Below are 18,587 nucleotides of genomic sequence, written 5' to 3' on the forward strand. Positions count from 1 at the left end.
AGAAATTATGAAAAGAAAAATTCTTCTTTGTGTGTTATTGTTGACCGGATATTTATTCTCCTCTTGTGATAGCGAGGATTTTAAATATGAAGATGATTTTAATAAAAGCCATAAAGTGTGGCTTAACTTTAAATCTCAATCAAATAATTCGTATAAGTATACAGTTAAAGGCGGTACGTGGGTAGGGGCCTCGTGGGAAACCACCATTACTGTTAAAGACGGAAAAATTGTAGAACGGCATTTCGAATATACACATATAGCTGAAGAGCTTACTCCTGTCGAAGATGAGGAAATGGAATGGACAGAAGGTGAGGATGAAATAAATACTCATAAAGAAACACACGCCTGGATAGCCATGACTTTGGACGACATTTATGTAAAGGCGAAAGAGGATTGGCTGAAAGAAAGAAAAGATGCAAATATTCTCTTTGAAACAAAAAACGACGGCATGATATCGTTATGTGGATATACTCCCGGTAACTGTGCTGATGATTGCTTCAGGGGAATAAGTATTAAGCAGATAGAAGCGTTGGAATAAAAGGTACATAATTTATTTATACTAATCAGTAGTTGATTTTTAACCTTGGATTTTTTCTAACACACCAGCCTTTCTGTTTTTTCATTTTGCCTTGATGCAAAACGAAACAAAAAATCAAGGCTGCATCCCTCCGGCGACCCAAAACCGCAGCTCCGGTGGGGCAAAATAATACGGAGTCATCTTTTACCGGATTATCAGCCGTGTATAGCAGCTACCCTATTTTGCCCTACACCTCCGCTTTACGGATTGGGTGCCCCGCCTGCGGGATGAGGCCGTTACCGCGATGCAGCGACAGGACAGAGGCTTCTCATGCTTTAGCCTCACGTGCGTCAGCCCTTGCGCATTAGTGACGCAGGCGGGGTACCCAATCCGTTGCAGGCGGCGTAGAATCAAACGGGGCGATAGCCCATGTGTTTGATTCAGCCGTCAAAACGGTTTTGGGTCGCCGAGGAGCGGAGCGCTAGCCTTTTGGTTCGTTTTGGGCAATGCCAAAATGAACATTTAGACGGAACGAAGTGGAGTCAATAAAAATTGAACGTTAAAAATCAACTACTGATTTACATTATTGAATTTCTATAAACATAAAAGCATGGGAAATATCCCATGCTTTTATGTTTACTTTCATGATCATCTTTTATTTTTTCAGAGTAAAGAAGAACTCCAATCCTCCTCCGGCACGGTTTTTAACCTGTATCTCTCCCTTATGGAACAGAACAGCATTCTTTACAATGGATAAGCCTAAACCCGAACCGCCCGTATCACGTGTGCGTCCTTCGTTAACACGGTAGAACCGTTCGAAAAGCCTAGCCAGATATTGTTCGTCAACACCCCGGCCTGTATCGCAGAAGCTAAAATACAGATATTCATTATCCTCCATATAGTTTTTAATGTTGATTTCTATATGTTGCCCTGCGTAGCTGATCGAATTATCTACAAGGTTGCGGAAGATGGAATAGAGCAGGGTATAATTCCCGTCTATAGTCAGGTCGTCTTTGATAGAGACGTTTAGTTTTATATCATTTGCAGCCAGTCCGTCGGTTAAATCTATCCTGACTTCATCAACGAGCTGTGCCAGATTCACTCTCTCCAGCTTAAACTGTGCAGGAGCCTCTTCTATCTTGCTGATAAGACTTACATCATCTATCAGGTTCGACAGGCGGATGGTCTGCTGGTGAGCTCTGTGAATAAACTGTGCCTGTTTATAGGCTTCCAGTTTTTGAGAATCCAGTGTCTCAAGATATCCACGCAGGCTTGTCACAGGAGTTCTCAGTTCATGGGCGATATTGTTTGTCATCTCTTGTTTCAGCAGGCGTGTTTTCTCTGTACGTGTAATGTCTTTTATTGTAATCTCGAAACTGTCGTCTTCGAAAACAATTGTCTGGATAGAGAAAGTCTTTCCATTTTTTTTCAGTTGGAATGTATGGAAGTTCTCATCCTTTGTCCGTTTACTGATAAAGGCTATCGCAGGATCGAATACTTCTTCTTTGATGATGGCTTCCAGATTGAAAACAGGCTGGTCTACAATAAAATTGAAATACTGGAAGAAGTGTGTGTTGGCATATATTTTCTTGAAGTCTTTGTCGAAGATGCAAATACCTTCATGCGAAAACTGGAAATGTTGTATCAGTTTTTCCCTCTCCACTTCTATTTCCCGCTTACTGTTTTCTTTCTGTTTGAGTATGGTTACCAGTTGCTTGCCGATTTCTCCCAACTCATCATCAGGGAATTCAATTTTCTCGGTGAGTGGCTTGTCATCTTTAATCTTGGTAGTCAGCGTTTTTAGCTGCGAGATAGACTTTCCGAATCGTCCCGCCGCATAATTCAGCAGAACCAGTACTATAACAAACATACCGATAACAATATATATAAAGAAGCTGTCGGCTTTGAGCATGCTTTTTGTCTCCACGGTATATGGCAGGGCTACACGTACATAGTATTTTTTGTAATGTTTGGCATAATAGAGATATTCGTGCTTGGTAGATACTGACATCCGGATATTGGAACCTGTATTCTGATACAAGGCATTGCGTATCTCGGGACGGTCCAGGTGGTTTTCCAATGTGCTGATATCCTTAACATCCTTGTCGAAAGTAACCTTTCCATCCATATTTATAATGCTGATACGGATATCTTCAGGTAATATATAGGCCAGGGTATCTATGTGTGCCATGTCGCTATCGGTCAGGTGACGCATTTCTATATAAGTATGTATCATCTCGGCATAGCTGTCGAGCCTGTCTTCCAGGGATTTTGTACGTTGAGCCTTTTCTTCCTTCTGTTCAAATACTATAATGGACACTGTAAAAAGTGCGAATATGATGAAGAAGTAGGAGAATATCCGTTGCTTATAAGTCAGTTTCATAATCTTTTCGGTTACGAGTTACAAGAATAGAACTTATAACTATTTATTTTGTAAATTGAATGTATATCCATATCCGGTACGGTTTACGATATAATCGCCATAAGCACCAATCTTTTTCCTGAGACGCGCGATGTGTACATCTACAGTTCTTTCCAATACGATGCCGTCATCCTTCCACGCCTTATCCAATATATCGGTACGTGAAAATATGCGGCCTGTGTTTTGTACGAGCAATACCAATATATTGAACTCGGTTTTGGTAAGTTCTATTACCTCTTTGTCGACAGAAACAGTTTTGGTATCGAAATCTATCTCCAGATTGTTCACTGTCAGTACATTCTTGTGTGCTGCGCTAGTCTGGTTTTCTGTCCTTTTCAACACACTTCTTACGCGGGCAACAACTTCCTTTATGGAAAAAGGCTTGGATATATAATCGTCTCCTCCGATGGAGAAGCCTGTCAGCATATCATTCTCGGTATCCTTTGCCGTAAGGAAAATAATAGGGATGTTATTACCGTCTTTTCTTAGCTGGTCGGCGAATTTAAACCCTGAGATTCCTCCCATCATCACATCCAGCAATATTAACCGGTGTTTAGGGGTTAACATTTTTGCAGCCTGTTCAGACGATTCGGCGAGGTCTATATCATAACCTTCATTTTGCAGGTTGAATTGCAAAATTTCGCGGATATCCGGCTCATCGTCTACTATCAAAATAGATATATTCTTATTGTTTGTTTCCATGCCTGATGTCTTTTCCTTCTGTTAAATAAATAGTGGCTTCGGCAATATTAGTAGCGCTGTCGCCGATACGTTCCAGATTGTGAGAAATGGAATTTACATTTATCATATTCTGTATCTCTTGTTTGCTTAACTTCTTGTCGGCAAAAGTCTCTTGTAAAGATAAGCCTATTTGATGATATAATTCATCCACTTTGTCATCATCTTCTATTACCTGATAAGCTATATGGCTATCTTCATTGGAAAAAGAGAAAATTGCGTTCCGGAGCATTTCGCTGGTATATTGTACCATCTTGCTGATAAGTTTTTTTATATCTTCGAAATATGGAGTGGATAGATCGACCTTTTTCAAGAAATGGATTATATTCAACAGCATATCGCCTATCCGTTCCAGATTGGTAGTCAAATCCTGATATGTTATTATCTTACGCAGGTCGGCGGCAATAGGATTGAACTGGAAAATGGTGAATACCACCTCTTCACGAACTTTTATTTCCAGCCTGTCCATGATTATTTCGTTCGATTCGGCTTCCTCATATAGCGATTCTATTGTATTGTCATTGAGTAGTTTGGTGGTTATCTGCATCTGTATCATGGCTGTCCGTGACAATAGTTCGAAGTCGTGGAGAAGAAGTTCTAATTGTTTGGCTTTTATATTTGTTGTCATGCTTTTTAGCTTTTAGCCACTAGCTTTTAGCTAATAGCTTATGGTTGTTTTTATATTTCTTAGAGGCTAATAGCTATCAGCTATCAGCTAAAGGCTTTATTAACTAAATACCCCTGTCAGGTAATCCTCCGTACGCTTATCTTTTGGCTTGGTGAACATCTGCTTGGTGGTACCATATTCTACCAGTTCGCCAAGGTACATGAACATCGAGTTGTCCGATAAGCGGGCTGCCTGCGACATGTTGTGCGTAACGATTACTATTGTATATTCTTTCTTTAGTTCAAATATCAATTCTTCCACTCTGTTGGTCGATATAGGGTCGAGGGCCGAAGTCGGTTCGTCCATCAACAGTAACTCAGGCTTCAGGGCTAATGCACGTGCTATGCACAATCGTTGTTGCTGTCCTCCCGAAAGGAATGTTCCTTTCTTATTCATCGAATCTTTCACCTCGTCCCAAAGGGCGACACTGCGTAAACTGCTTTCTACAACCTCGTCACGTTCTGTTTTGCCCAACTTAATGTTGTTAAGTTTATATCCAGCGATAACATTATCATAGATACTCATCGTAGGAAATGGATTCGGACGTTGGAATACCATTCCTGCAAGGCGGCGAACCTTCATTGGGTTCATATCAAAGATGTTTTGTCCTTTTAGCAGGATTTCTCCTGTTGTTTCAATCTCAGGATACAATTCATGCATGCGGTTTATAGCGCGCAGAAGTGTACTCTTACCACAACCCGACGGTCCCATGATGGCTGTAACCGTATTCTCCCTGATATTGGCATTCACCATATTCACTGCGTTTTTGCCGGGAGTATATGAAACAGATACATCCTTGAGTTCCAATATATATTGTTCGTTCAAATTTACTGTATTTTCCATTTTTTTGCTATACTTTTTGCGAAAAGATTAATACCCAATACAAACAAGAGAAGCAGTAAGGATGAAGACCATACCAGATTTGCAAGATTAGGGTCGTTGTAAAATTCCCATATCAGTAAGGATATGGCACTTGTAGGGTTGGTTGCATCCCAGTTTACTGTAGATGCACCTAAGGCCGTAACCAACAGAGGGGCGGTTTCGCCCATCACACGGGATATAGCCAGTAGCGATCCGGTAAACAATCCGCTGAATGCCGAAGGTAATAATACCCGCAACACAACGGTTGTATATGAACCGCCTAAAGCTAGTCCGGCTTCTTTTAATGATGTCGGCAGCATCTTTATACTTTCTTCGGTGGAACGTATTATCATCGGCAACATCATTATGGCGAGGGCAATACTACCTGCCAGTGCCGAATAACCCGACATGGGGATAACGATCCATATATAAACTACCACCCCGATGACTATCGAAGGTATTCCCTGCAAAAGGTCGCTAAGGCTGCGCACAAGGCTGGCCATACGTTTTTTTGGGTTTTCGGCAAGATAGACGCCGACCATTATCCCGATAGGGATAGCTATTACAATTGCAATAGCAAGAATAAGCAATGTACCGGTGATACCATTCAGTATCCCCCCCGGTATAGGGCTGTCGCTGATACGGGCAAGCATGGCTTCCATAGAGGTAGGCGCTACTTCCGTAAACAGGCTTAGATTGAATTGTTTGTATCCTTTTTTTACTAGTTCCCAGAGGATAAGAAAAAGAGGAATCATGGTGATAGCCGACAAGGTGCAAACGGCGAAGAAGAATATTTTACTCTTCGTCAGCCTGTATTTGGCAGTGGATGTCAATCTCTTTTTCTTTTTCATTTATTTACCATTTTCATGATGTATTTGGCTACGAAATTGATACATGCTGTGATTAGGAACAGCAATAAACCGATAGCCATCAACGAGCTTAATTTCAGTCCGCTCGATTCTCCAAATTGATTGGCAATGATACTTGCCATTGAATTTCCGGTATCGGATATACTGGTAGGTATGTTATTCGTATTTCCTATCAGCATGGTAACGGCCATTGTTTCTCCCAATGCCCTCCCGAATGCCAGTACATAGGACGCGAATATACCTGAACCTGCAACGGGCAGGTTTATGGAGGTTATTACTTCCAGATTGGTGGCACCGAGGCTATATGCTCCTTCTTTAAGGTCGTTAGGTACCATAGCGATGAACTCGGCGCTGAGCGATGAAGCATAGGGGATAATCATAATAGCCAGAACGATAGATGATAATAATATACCGAATCCCTGATCGCTCACTCCCATATCAATCAGTATAGGGCGCAGGGTATAAAAACCCCACAACCCATATACTATCGACGGTATTCCTGCAAGCAGGTCTACGACAGAACTTACTATCGTCGATATCTTTTTATTTCTGAAGTACTCTCCGTTAAACAATGCTACGGAAAGAGAGAACGGGATACAGAACAGCAGGGCTAAGATAGATGTCATCATCGTACCTGCAATGAAAGGCAATGCGCCGTATATATCGTTCCGTGAATCCCATTCGGTAGAAGTTATAAAGCCTAATCCAAATTCGGAGAATGCTCCGAGGCTTTTGCTTACCAGTCCGTATATAACTCCTGCTGTGAGTAATATTATCAGGCAGGCTGCAATGAATAATATGGCTTTAAATATTTTATCTTTCATTTATGTTAGCTTTTAGCCGTTAGATAGCTTTTGACTTCTTAGTGGGCTGCTCCTTTTGCTACAGACAATTGGTAAGTCTCTATTTTCTTCCCATCGTATGTCATTGATTCGATGATAGCTTTTGTTTTTTCCAATGCTACCTGAGGAAGCGGTGCATAGTGTGTTTTTGTAGCTATATCTTGTCCTTCGGGGCTGATAATGTAACTCAAAAGACCTGCCAGCGCCTTAGCCTGAACTTCAGACCTTGTATTGTAATTCTGCTCTTTATAAGCTATGATCCATGTAAATGTGCTGATTGGATATGCCTCAGGATTTGGAGAATTAGTGATAACCACACGTGTATCGTTTGGTATATCTACATTGGCAGAGGCCGAGATACTTTTGCTATCAGCTGCTATAAAGTTTCCGGCGCTGTTTTGTAGTAATGCTGCGGACATATTTAATGCCAGTGCGTATTCAGAGCCGATATATCCTATCGCGCCTTCTGTTTCGGCAATAATTCCTGCTACGCCCGGATTACCTTTAGCTGCAATACCGGCAGGGAATTTCAGGGATTTGCCTTCACCTATCTCTGTTTTCCATGCTTCGTTCACTTTCGACATATATTCGGAGAATACGGATGTGGTTCCACTACCATCCGAACGGTAAACAGCTGTGATGCCTTTGTCAGGTAAATTTAAGTCCGGATTTATTTCCTTAATTTTAGAGTCATTCCAATTGGTTATTTTACCTCTGTAGATATCTGAAATAATATTTGCAGTGAGTTTCAGTCCTTTTACATCTTTCAGGTTGTATGATAATACAACAGCTCCCAGACAGGTTGGGATATGTACTATGTCTGCTCCCATATCTTTCAGTTCGGTATCCGATAAGAATACGTCGGTTGCACCGAAGTCCACTGTCTGGTCTTTGAGGCTGCGGATACCGCCGCCGCTGCCGATAGCTCCATAGGTAACAGGGCTACCTATTTTTGCATATTCTTTAAACACTATGTTGTAGAATGGTGCGGGGAATGTAGCCCCGGCTCCGGATAATGCCGACTCTTTCTTTCCGCACGAACTTAGTGCGATAGCTAATGTGATTGCTGTAAATAGTAAAACTTTTTTCATTTCATTTTGCTTTTAAATTCTGATGCAATATTATTATGTTATTATAACAAATGGACTAAGGATTTGTTACGAAACGGTTAAGATTGAAAACGTTTCTTTATAATAATTCCGGAAATGATTTGGTGTAGAGGATTTGTATTTAGTTTATTACATAATAAGATGACAGCGAAGTCTGTACTTTTGATACAATAAACATATTATCTGACAAAAAATCTATATAACTGTATATGAACGGGACGCATTCTTTGCCTGAAGTATCTACTATTCCCCATTTATCATTTTTCTTGGTTGCAAAATATTGTTTTGTGTTTTCAAACGAATGCAGGACATCGTATACAAAAGGTGTAATGTTTTTACCTCTATTATTTATTAATCCCCATTTCTTATTTTTTCGTAACCAAAAAGAATTATCCGTGCAAGGCATTATATCTACCGGTTGGTAATTGCATGGTATAATTATCTCATCCTGTATATTTATTACACCTGCATCCCTGTACTTTTGTACAACAAATAAATCTTTTCCTATCTGGTCAATCTGGTGATATTTGGGTGGAATTATAATATTTCCCTTATTATCTAAAATGACATCCCGATTGTTTCTTCTCGCTATAATCCAGCCATAATCCGAGTAGTCTATATATTTATATATCGCGGGTATTATCATTTTTCCCGAATTGTTGTAAATTCCGTATTTTTTGTTGATTTCTACCGAAAACAGACTTTGATTTTTATAATCTAAACAATGAACATTGTCATATTTGACCGATACAATTATTTTCCCTAAGCTGTCGATAATTCCTCCCTTTCCGTTCTTTACCACTTTGATATATTTCCAGTTATTGGGTACAAAGCGAAATCCTAATATCGTTATTTCGTCATATATAGAAGGGCTGATTTCACAACCTTTGAAGTCCATAAGACTATATTTATTATTTTTTTTAACTGCTAAAAGATTATTTCGAAGATATTCTATGCTGTCATATACAAATGGTGCGATATTCTTACCCTGAAAATCAATAAGCCCCCATTTGTTATTCTTTTTTGTGGTAATCAGATTTTTACGTGGAATACAATAGTAGCTAATATAATCATAAATAAAGGGAATGATAGTATCCCCGCTTTCATTGATAGTACCCCATTTGTCATCTTTACAGGCTCTGTATTTGTCGGGGGAAATCCTTGATATTTCATCATATAGAAATGGAACGACTTCTTCCCCTATACTGTCTATGATTCCCGTATTGCCGTTTAAGGATACTATGTACCTGTCTTTTCCATCTATGTATCTTAGCGCATCGTAAACAGGCGGAATCATTTCTTTTCCTGTTTTATTTATTACTCCGTACTTGTCATTTTTTGTTGTGCGAAATATATGACCGGGATAAAATTCATATATTGTGGAATCCATTTTATCTTCTTCACCCCAAAAGAAAAGACCAAGACGTCGGCTTAAAAAACTTATATCATCATATATAAAGGATGTCGGCTTTTTACCTCTGGCATTAATAAGAGCGTATTTGGAATCTTTAAGTGCAATCAGCACTTCATTTGTCAAAGGATCCACCTCGTCATAAATCATGGGGACTATAATTTTCCCTTCGGAATCTACAACTCCGAAGCCTTCCTGTTTCTGACAAGAGGGGTGTACTATGCACAAACAGCACATAAGAAATAGATATATGTTTCTCATCTTTTTTTCTTATATAGATAATGTAATGCGGGAAATTCCATATTCCATAAAAAAACGCCCATTAAAAAAAATGAGCGTTCAAGATTATTTTTGCGTATCAGAAAGTTTACAAATTAATCTCTAAGTTTATAAAGAAATACTGTTCTGCTTTACCTCTGTCTGCGTTTATGTTGCGAAAGTTGGGAGCGATTTTCAATTGTTTCAATGGCTGGAATTCTGCACCTATCATCATTAGTTGGCCATCGAGGCTGTTCCATGGAGAGGTGAAATTATCGGGATTGGACGAGTCCATCAAATCGTACCGGGCAAATGTCCTCCATTTCGGGGCTACCTTGGCCGATGCATAAACGGAATAACCGTAATAGTCTTTTTTGTCGATAAAGCCTTTGTTGTAAACCCTGTTATATTCCACACCTCCCGATATTTTCTTATCCTGATAACCCGCAAACAGGGATAATGAGTACTGGTCTTTATATTTAGCGTCTGTTATTCCGGTAGGCAGGGCGTCACGTTGAGTTTCATCATCGTTATATACGTCTGCGTAAACTCTCAATATTGTATTTTTTATAGGGTGCAGGCTTAGTCCGGCAGCATAACGCATGCTATTGTCTTTTTTTACTTTTTTGTATCCTTCTCCATTGGTAAGGCTGAGGTCGGCAGAAATATAGTCGTTGAAAGCATATTCTGCAGTAACACCTAAGTCTACACTGGGAGCCATTTTATTCAGATCTTGAAACGATTTCATCACATAGCGGTGCATCCAGTATTTTTCCTGAATGCTGAATTGCATCAGATTGGTTTGCCCGAGATTTACATTAAAGCCCTTGTCATTCCAGTTTACAAAAGCATTGCGCAGGTATACTTCAAGCCCGTCGGATGATGTTTTTCCTGCCGCGCCGTCAATTATGACCTGTGCCTGTATCGTACGGGTAAATTTATAGTTATATCCGAGGAATGCCCGTGTGATATCAAATCCTTTTTCTTTATTCACGTGTCCAAAACCTGTACTGTAATCTAAAAATCCCCTGGCAATAACATTACCTGATGGTTTGAAAGAAACGGAGTCCTTTTCCTGGGCGAAGCAAGGGCTGATGGCCTGTAAAATTATGAGGCTGAAAATAAAATAAAGTTGTTTCATATCGATTTCCTATTTTTTTTCTGCAAAGTAAAGCTTAAAGATTTGAAAACAGCTTTGTATCATCATTAAGGTTTGGTTAAGATAACGTTACAAAAATACGGACTTGGACAGTGCAATGATTATTTTGTTTTTATAAGCCCGGATTCTTGCAAAAATAATAATTTATTTATACTGTTGGATGATAAAATAAAAAAGCTGTTTGAGCAAATACCCAAACAGCTTTTTTTACCGAAAAAAATTATAATAGAATTATTTCTTAGGATTCATTATCACTTCAATAAAGTTGCCTTGAGATATGAGTTGTTTTGTGATATTTTTGATATCGTCTTTAGTCAAAGCATTTACGATCGACAGATAATTTGAGTAATTATCCTCTCCATAGAAATGATATGCACTCAGGGTACCCACCCAGTAGCCATTTTGCTTTTCGTCTTCCTGGAATTTTTTCACCATATATTCTTTCACTTTCTGGAAGTCGGCATCTTCAGGTCCTTTTTCTGCTATGTTTTTCACTTCACGGTCAACAATAGGAGCTATCGATGAAGCTCTTTCAGGATCGGTGTCGAATGTCATTTGCAGAGTAGTCTGCCCTTCCGGTATACGGCTGATTCCTGCTTGAGCACGTACTCCATATGTTCCGCCAGCTTCTTCCCTGATAGTGCGTACATATACGATATCCAGGATTTGCTTCAAGGCGGATAATGCAATCTGGGTCTTCTGATCGCGATTCAGTGTTCCGCTATATAATTCGAATACAGAAGTCTTAGGTGTTTTCATTTCCTGCTCGAATACGTCTTCAAATTTTCCTTTGCGTATATCTGCTTTTACATTTTTGTACTTAGCATCTTTGTTTCCTGATGGAAGAGAAGCCAGATACTGTTCTACCAGCGGTTTGAAAGTAGCTTCGTCTATGGTTCCCACAAAAGTGAAAGTGAATGAACCCGGATTAGCAAATACTTCTTTGTAGATTTCGATGATACGGTCATAATTCAGCTTCTCTGCATCTTCCAGAGTCATTTCCTTCATACGTGGGTTGTTCTCGTATTTAGCCTCGTTGGTACGCAGCCCCATAACATAAGATGGCTCTGAACTCAGGTTTTTCAACTGGTTCTTTATTGCATCCATCAATGTTGTGTATGCCCCCTCATCTTTACGAGGCGCGGTAAAGTACAGATATGTAAGCTGCAACAGGGTTTCCAGGTTTTTGATATTTGATGAACCATTCAATCCTTGAGTCCATCCCGATATATACGCGTTTACATTTGCCGACTTTCCGGCTAATACTTTTTTCAGGTCTGTAGAGCTGAAATTTCCGATACCACCTACATATGGCACCATAGATGCCATGTTCGCATTGTTTATGTCTGCATCAGCTATAATGGATGTACCACCATAAGCATGTGAAGCCATAATGATTTCGTCATCTTTGAAATCAGTCTTTTTGATAACGACTTTCATTCCGTTCGACAAAGTCCAGACTGTAGCGCCCAGTTTCTCGTCTGTTGTCATACTAACCACTTTACCTGCTTGCGGTATCTGGCTAATAAGCGGTTCATTCGAAACGGTTTCCGCATATGGAGTGATATCTTCGGCTTCTACAGTTTTGAATACATTAAGTAATTCGTCTGTGGTAGGATACACGACACCATCTTTTTCCGGTCCTGTAACGGTAATAATAATATTTTTGTTGCTAATAAGCCTTTGAGACATTGTGTTGATCATCTGAGCATTAAGTATAGGGACGATCTGTTTCAGGAAGTTGTATTCATATTCTATGCCGGGAATACCTTCATTGTCGGAGAAACTGCGGACATATTCCTGTACATACCTTCTGTTCAGTTCTTTACTTCTGTTGTTATACATATCTTCATATCTTTGCAGAAGGGTTGCTTTCGCTCTTTCTACTTCGGCTTCGGTGAATCCGAATTTGCGGATACGTTCGTTTTCCCTTACCATACTTGCTAAGGTTTCATCGACTTTACCCTCTTTACTCAAAGCCATTGTAGTCCAGGCATCTTTGGTTTTCGATACAAAGAAATTACCATCGTAAGCATATGATGCTGCAAATGGAGCATCGGCTTTTTGGGAGATTTCGTTCAACCTGTCAGATAACATGCTTGAGGCCATGCTTTTTACGATACCAGTCATTAGTTCAGCTTGTGTCTTCTTCAGATTTTCGGGCAGAATATCATGCTTTATATACAAGCTAACAACGGTTTGCACGGCTTCGGGGTCTGTTATTACCGATACGATAGGTTCTTCATTGTCCGGTACAGGGAAATATACCCTTTCAGCAGGATCGACAGGTTTAGGTATATCGGCGAACATGGTTTTCACCTGTGCCTCCACTTCATCTACATTTATATCTCCTACAACAATGATCGCCTGCAAGTCGGGTCTATACCATTTGTGATAATAATCTTTTAGTGTCTGATAAGGGAAATTCTCCACTATCTCCATTTTTCCGATAGGCATACGGTCAGCATATTTACTACCCTTGAAGATGATAGGTAGCTGTTTGTCCCAGATGCGGGATTGGGCTCCGCTACGTGTACGCCACTCTTCTTTTATAACCAGGCGTTCTTCATCTATCTGTTCATCCTTGAGTGCAATAAAGCTCGACCAGTCGTGCAATACAAGCAGACAAGAGTCGATGATAGTCTGGCGCACAACAGGTACATCGGAAAGGTTATATACTGTTTCGTCGAAAGACGTGTATGCATTAACGTTTGCTCCAAACTTTACACCGATACTCTCCAGGTAATTGAGCATTGTCTTTTTGCCCGGGAAATTCTTAGAACCGTTAAAGGCCATATGTTCGAGGAAGTGAGCCAGTCCGGCCTGATTATCTTCTTCCTGCATCGAACCTACTTTCTGAGCGATATAAAAATCGGCTCTTTTCTCAGGATATGCATTGTGCCTGATATAGTATGTCAGGCCATTCTCCAGTGTGCCGAATCTTACCTGCGGGTCTACCGGTAACGGTTGAGGTGCTTGCGCTTTTATCAGGCCTGTTATGGCTAATAAAGCAAATAGAATAATTGATTTCCTCATACTTAAATGTTTTAGTTTAGTGAACATATTTGTTATGATGTGGTTAATTGTATTTTTTAGTTCAAGTCTGAATATTTGTATTCAATATTTATTATTAGTCTTAATTTTATGTAAAAAAATCACAAATCTTAGGCAAAAAAATAATTATACCGCAGGCAACCGATATCATGGCTGCCAGAAAAACAGCTGCAGCAGCCAGATCTTTTATTTTTTTTATCATTTTATGCCATTCGGGCGATATATAGTCACATATATTTTCGATGGAGGTATTAATAATTTCGAGAGATAAGACCAGACCTATCAGTACCAGGATAACTAACCATTCGGTAAGAGATATATTGAGTAGAGCGCTTAATATTATAACAATGACCGATGTAATAATATGGATGCGGGCATTGTGTTCCTCAGCCCACAATACTTTGAATCCATAAAATACATGCTTAAATGTTAACAACCTCTCTTTTATAGAAAATCTTTTTTCGCTTTTTTCCATATTTATCTGTTGGTTCATCCTTCTTAAGGATGTGCTAATGTATGAAATTATGCTGTTATTTTTTATATTGAGGTTGTATTTAAATTAAAATTATTTATTGTTCAACATCCAATTATGTTGATCCGGGCTTGTATCGGCGACTTTTAATTCTTAATTTTGGAAGACTTCGGATAATTAAGGAGAAGGTCTGTTAAGTTCGCTGGAAACTAAGGCCGGACAAAATCCGTTTACATAAAGAGTATATTATCTCAAAAAATATAAATAGTATGGATATAGAAGATTTACAATCTGATTATGAGTCTATGACTGTATCAATAGCCCGATGGATGCAAGAAACGCTATCTCATTTGGGGGTTCCCGAACAATGGGTTGAATATGTAAAATTGATAGTACTGCTGGCTATTGTTACAATAACGGTGTATCTGTTGCAATTGGTGGTCAGGAAGATACTGACATTTGTTTTTCACCGTGTGGAAAAGATAACCACACTTTCTTTTTTCGGATACACCATAAACAATAAACTGCCTCATTATCTGGCTCTGGTTGTACCATATTCATTTGTCAGGGGAGCCATACCAATTGTATTTTACGACTTCAAGGGCCTGATAAGTCCGCTGATAAAGCTGACCGATATTTATTTGGTCTTCATGGTGATATGGACTGTGATGGCATTGGTAAGATCGTTTGGAGATGTTCTGCAGGAAAAGCCTGCGTTCAAGAATAAACCGATGAAGAGTTATTTTCAGGTAATACAGATCATTCTCTTCATCTTCGGAGCAGTAGTTGTATATGCCATTCTTACAGGGCGGTCTGCCACGGCGTTTTTTGCCGCTATGGGGGCGGCTTCGGCAGTGTTGTTACTGATGTTTAAAGATTCTATTATGGGTTTTGTAGGTAGCATACAGATTACGACAAACGACATGGTACAGATAGGAGACTGGATAACAATGAACAAATACGGGGCGGACGGCAATGTGGAAGAAATAACGCTGACAACAGTGAAAGTCCGCAACTTCGATAAAACGATAACTACAATTCCTACTTATGCCCTGATATCGGATTCGTTCCAAAACTGGCGTGGTATGCAGGAGTCGGGTGGCCGGCGGTTCCGGCGGGCATTGAATATTAAATATGACAGTATCCGCTTTTTAACCGAAGAAGAAATTGAAAAGTTCAAAAAAGTAGATGGACTTGCCGATTATATAAAGGAGAAGCAGGGGATATATGCGAAGTTAAACAAACAAACAGCCAGTGATCTGCCGTTGAATAAGCATGCCATTACCAATTGCGACCTGTTTATGCAATATGGAATTTATTACCTGCGCAATCATCCGAATATAAATAAGGATATGACCCTTCTGGTAAGGCAACTGGCTTCAACAACACAAGGCTTGCCGATAGAACTATATACATTTACCAGCACAACTATATGGGCAGAATATGAGACTATATTGGCCGAGATCATGAATCATCTGATAAGTGTGGTGCAATATTTCGGCTTGACAATATATGAAGAATCATCGGGAAGTGATGATTACAATGTATATATGAAACGGATGGAGCAATAAATATTTCGGTGTTATTCTTGAATTTTTTTAACTAAAACAAGTATGAAAAAGTATATATTTTCCGTAATCGTTCTTTTTTGCACCTTCTCCTTGATTTCTTGTCAAAGTGACCTGGATAAAATGGGACAAGCTGTGAAGAGCCATTTCAAATACAGGGATGCCGACAATGGGACTATCACAAAGATAGAAGAAGTAAAAGCTCTGTCGTATGATAAGATCCCGGAAGATAAACGCGAAAATCCGGATGAAGTCTATCTTTGTAAAGTATATGTAAGAGGTACTTGGAGCTATGCAAACAGTTTTCGTATCTATAATATAAATGACACGCTTGATTGTTTTTTTAGCAAGAACAAGACTTTTTTAAGATTGGGAGAGAATAAAACCGAGTGATATGCTGTTGAGGTAAGGTTGTACGATGAATGTTGTACAGCCTTTACCGGGTCAGCGTAATCTCTAAGATTTCGGGAGGGGCAAAGAACCGGAAAGGTACAGCTCCCATACCAATGCCCGAAGTAATATATAATTTGATACCGCCTTTTTCTTTCCAGCCATAGCGGTATCTCTGTTCTGTATTCAGATAGCCTAGATCTTTTCTGCGTGCATCCGTACTGGGCATAGCCGGTGCATATAAACCGAAGAATGTAATTTGTCCGCCATGTGTATGACCGGAGAGCATCAGGTCTACTTTGTTGGTATTCAATAATTCCACATAATCAGGATTATGGGATAAAAGAATACAGAAATCAGATTTTTCGACATCATTAATTGTATTTCCAATCAACTGCTTATCTTCCCAGAAATCCCCGACACCTCCAACTTTTATACTATCGTTTCCTTCTTTTATCCAATACGACTGATTGTCACAGATAAAGAAACCGCAATCCGTCAGTCCTTTCTGAATGAGTTTCGCATCTTCCCAGTGATCGTGATTTCCCAAAACAGAATAAACTCCATAGGTGCTTTTAAGGTTCTTTATTTCTTTAAAGAATGGATTTGTATATGTTGTATCCTTGAGGATATAATCTCCTCCAAGCATGATAATATCAGGATTCCTTTCGTTTATTTGTTGTACAAGGTCTTTTACATCGGCAGAAGTAAAATAACGGTTGCAATGAATATCAGATACAAAAATGATCTTCTTGCCTGCGAAAGATGCAGCTATATCTTTATCGGAGAAAGTTGTTTCCCGTATCTCTATATTTCGTGCTTCCCGGTATCCGTATGTAAGACAAAGAATACATGCAAGTAAAACAGCAGATACAATAATCAGAAATCTTTTCGTTTTACTTCTCATTCCTATACTCGTTGTCATAATCTTCAATAGACCTCCGGATGACTTCGTGTGCTGTTTTTACATCATATATATCAGTTAAAATGCAGCGTGGCGATTTGTCCCCGGGTAAATCTTTATAAGTGGTGAAATAATGCTTTAGCCTGTCTATTACCATAACAGGCACATCGCATATATCACGGAACGAACCATATATGGCATCATTCTCTAGTACTGCTATCAGTTTATCGTCGGCTTTGTTATGATCCAGCAACCGGAATCCGCCTATAGGACGTGCTTTGACAATAATGTCCCCGTGGGTAATATCTTTTTCTGTCAGCACACATATATCTACAGGGTCATTATCTCCTTCTATATCTGTCCGGTTCAACTGTATATTAGTAATTTCCGCTACCCGGTCGGCACTATATGTTTGAGGAATGAAACCATAGAGAGCAGGTATGATATTCGAATATTTTTGAGGACGATCTATGCTCAGGTATCCGGTTTCTTTATCTACTTCGTATTTTACGGTATCGGTAGGTACTATCTCTATAAAGCAGGTTACGACTTCGGGGGCATTATCGCCGATAGTGACACCGTGCCACGGATGCGCTTTGAATTTCTGTCTGTTCATTTCAACGGTTTATCTTTTTGTAAATGTTGCATTTTGTTTAGCGGATGCAAATTTACATCAATATTTCTGTATCTCCATACTGATTTAGGGCAAACGCATCAAATTGTTCAACTTCTATCGAAGGCCTGTAGGGGCGTATTGCATACGCCGAATTGTGATATTTTGCTATGCGGGCGTATGCAATACGCCCCTACATGAGACTGAAAACAACTTTAGGAATTTTGATGCGTTTGCCCTAATACCGATTGAGAAAACATCTCTGGCAAGACTGGGGGATTTAGTTTTAACCACTGGTTCCCATTAATAATGCGAATCAGTAGTTGAGATTTAATGTTCTATTTTTTCTAACGCGCCTGCCGGCTTGTATTTGGCTCCGCCGATTTCCGCTTCGCTCCAATTCATTTTGCCTTGATGCAAAACGAAACAAAAAATCAAGGCTGCATCCCTCCGGCGACCCAAAACCGCAGCTGCGGTGGGGCAAAATAATACGGAGTCATCTTTTACCGGATTATCAGCCGTGTACAGCAGCTACCCTATTTTGCCCTACACCTCCGCTTTACGGATTGGGTACCCCGCCTGAGGGCCGAGGCCGTTACCGCGATGCGGCGACAGAACTGTGTCTTTTCATGCTTTAGCCCCGCGTGCGTCAGCCCTTGCGCATTAGTGACGCAGGCGGGGTACCCAATCCGTTGCAGGCGGCGTAGAATCAAACGGGGCGATAGCCCGTTTG

General features: G+C 39.9%; 16 protein-coding genes. 3 read left to right on the plus strand and 13 right to left on the minus strand.

From position 1 onward, the window contains the following. Positions 1–7: 7 nt before the first annotated feature. Positions 8–538 carry a hypothetical protein gene (locus IR083_RS20170; RefSeq protein WP_194225659.1) on the plus strand — a complete coding sequence of 177 codons (531 nt, stop codon included), beginning with the start codon at positions 8–10 and terminating at the stop codon, positions 536–538. Between the two features lie 634 nt (positions 539–1,172). On the opposite strand, the gene IR083_RS20175 is transcribed toward IR083_RS20170, so the two are convergent. From IR083_RS20175 to IR083_RS20225, 11 genes are all read right to left on the minus strand, one after another. Beyond that, positions 1,173–2,900, minus strand: coding sequence for an ATP-binding protein (locus tag IR083_RS20175; protein WP_194225660.1), 1,728 nt, complete (start codon positions 2,898–2,900; stop codon positions 1,173–1,175). Between the two features lie 39 nt (positions 2,901–2,939). Then, the gene (locus IR083_RS20180; RefSeq protein WP_006799579.1) at positions 2,940–3,641 is read right to left on the minus strand and encodes a response regulator transcription factor; all 702 of its coding nucleotides are present in this window, start codon (positions 3,639–3,641) and stop codon (positions 2,940–2,942) included. Beyond that, on the minus strand, positions 3,625–4,305 hold the full coding sequence (locus IR083_RS20185; protein WP_006799578.1) for a phosphate signaling complex PhoU family protein: 681 nt from the start codon (positions 4,303–4,305) through the stop codon (positions 3,625–3,627). The genes IR083_RS20180 and IR083_RS20185 overlap by 17 nt, the downstream gene beginning before the upstream one ends. A gap of 99 nt (positions 4,306–4,404) precedes the next feature. Continuing rightward, a complete protein-coding gene (pstB, locus tag IR083_RS20190) occupies positions 4,405–5,187 on the minus strand; it encodes a phosphate ABC transporter ATP-binding protein PstB (RefSeq protein ID WP_006799577.1) in 783 nt (260 codons plus the stop codon). Further along, positions 5,172–6,056 (minus strand): phosphate ABC transporter permease PstA, encoded by an 885-nt coding sequence (gene pstA, locus IR083_RS20195; RefSeq protein ID WP_006799576.1) that lies wholly within the window; start codon positions 6,054–6,056, stop codon positions 5,172–5,174. The genes pstB and pstA overlap by 16 nt, the downstream gene beginning before the upstream one ends. Next, positions 6,053–6,898, minus strand: a complete 846-nt coding sequence (gene pstC / locus IR083_RS20200; RefSeq protein ID WP_006799575.1) for a phosphate ABC transporter permease subunit PstC — start codon at positions 6,896–6,898, stop codon at positions 6,053–6,055. Before pstC ends, pstA begins: the two co-directional genes overlap by 4 nt. A 38-nt stretch (positions 6,899–6,936) precedes the next feature. Then, a complete protein-coding gene (gene pstS / locus IR083_RS20205) occupies positions 6,937–8,007 on the minus strand; it encodes a phosphate ABC transporter substrate-binding protein PstS (protein ID WP_194225661.1) in 1,071 nt (356 codons plus the stop codon). Positions 8,008–8,146: 139 nt separating this feature from the next. After that, entirely contained in the window at positions 8,147–9,697 is a 1,551-nt protein-coding gene (locus IR083_RS20210) for a WG repeat-containing protein (protein WP_006799573.1), read from the minus strand. A 106-nt stretch (positions 9,698–9,803) separates the two neighbouring features. After that, positions 9,804–10,835 (minus strand): hypothetical protein, encoded by a 1,032-nt coding sequence (locus IR083_RS20215; protein WP_194225662.1) that lies wholly within the window; start codon positions 10,833–10,835, stop codon positions 9,804–9,806. Positions 10,836–11,084: 249 nt separating this feature from the next. Next, positions 11,085–13,889 carry a M16 family metallopeptidase gene (locus tag IR083_RS20220; protein ID WP_194225663.1) on the minus strand — a complete coding sequence of 935 codons (2,805 nt, stop codon included), beginning with the start codon at positions 13,887–13,889 and terminating at the stop codon, positions 11,085–11,087. A gap of 106 nt (positions 13,890–13,995) precedes the next feature. After that, on the minus strand, positions 13,996–14,382 hold the full coding sequence (locus IR083_RS20225; RefSeq protein WP_242052494.1) for a diacylglycerol kinase family protein: 387 nt from the start codon (positions 14,380–14,382) through the stop codon (positions 13,996–13,998). Between the two features lie 266 nt (positions 14,383–14,648). On the opposite strand from IR083_RS20225, the gene IR083_RS20230 reads away from it, so the two are divergent. Both IR083_RS20230 and IR083_RS20235 read left to right on the plus strand, forming a co-directional pair. After that, complete coding sequence (locus IR083_RS20230; protein ID WP_006799569.1) at positions 14,649–15,950, plus strand: mechanosensitive ion channel family protein; 1,302 nt, start codon at positions 14,649–14,651, stop codon at positions 15,948–15,950. 42 nt (positions 15,951–15,992) lie between these two features. Then, positions 15,993–16,340, plus strand: a complete 348-nt coding sequence (locus IR083_RS20235; RefSeq protein WP_006799568.1) for a hypothetical protein — start codon at positions 15,993–15,995, stop codon at positions 16,338–16,340. Positions 16,341–16,383: 43 nt separating this feature from the next. On the opposite strand, the gene IR083_RS20240 is transcribed toward IR083_RS20235, so the two are convergent. Beyond that, positions 16,384–17,262 carry a metallophosphoesterase gene (locus IR083_RS20240; protein WP_194225665.1) on the minus strand — a complete coding sequence of 293 codons (879 nt, stop codon included), beginning with the start codon at positions 17,260–17,262 and terminating at the stop codon, positions 16,384–16,386. Beyond that, on the minus strand, positions 17,234–17,857 hold the full coding sequence (locus IR083_RS20245; protein ID WP_194225666.1) for an inorganic pyrophosphatase: 624 nt from the start codon (positions 17,855–17,857) through the stop codon (positions 17,234–17,236). The genes IR083_RS20240 and IR083_RS20245 overlap by 29 nt, the downstream gene beginning before the upstream one ends. Positions 17,858–18,587: the final 730 nt, after the last annotated feature.

The sequence above is a fragment of the Dysgonomonas sp. GY75 genome (genome assembly GCF_015234155.1).
GTDB classification, from domain to species: Bacteria; Bacteroidota; Bacteroidia; order Bacteroidales; family Dysgonomonadaceae; genus Dysgonomonas; species Dysgonomonas gadei.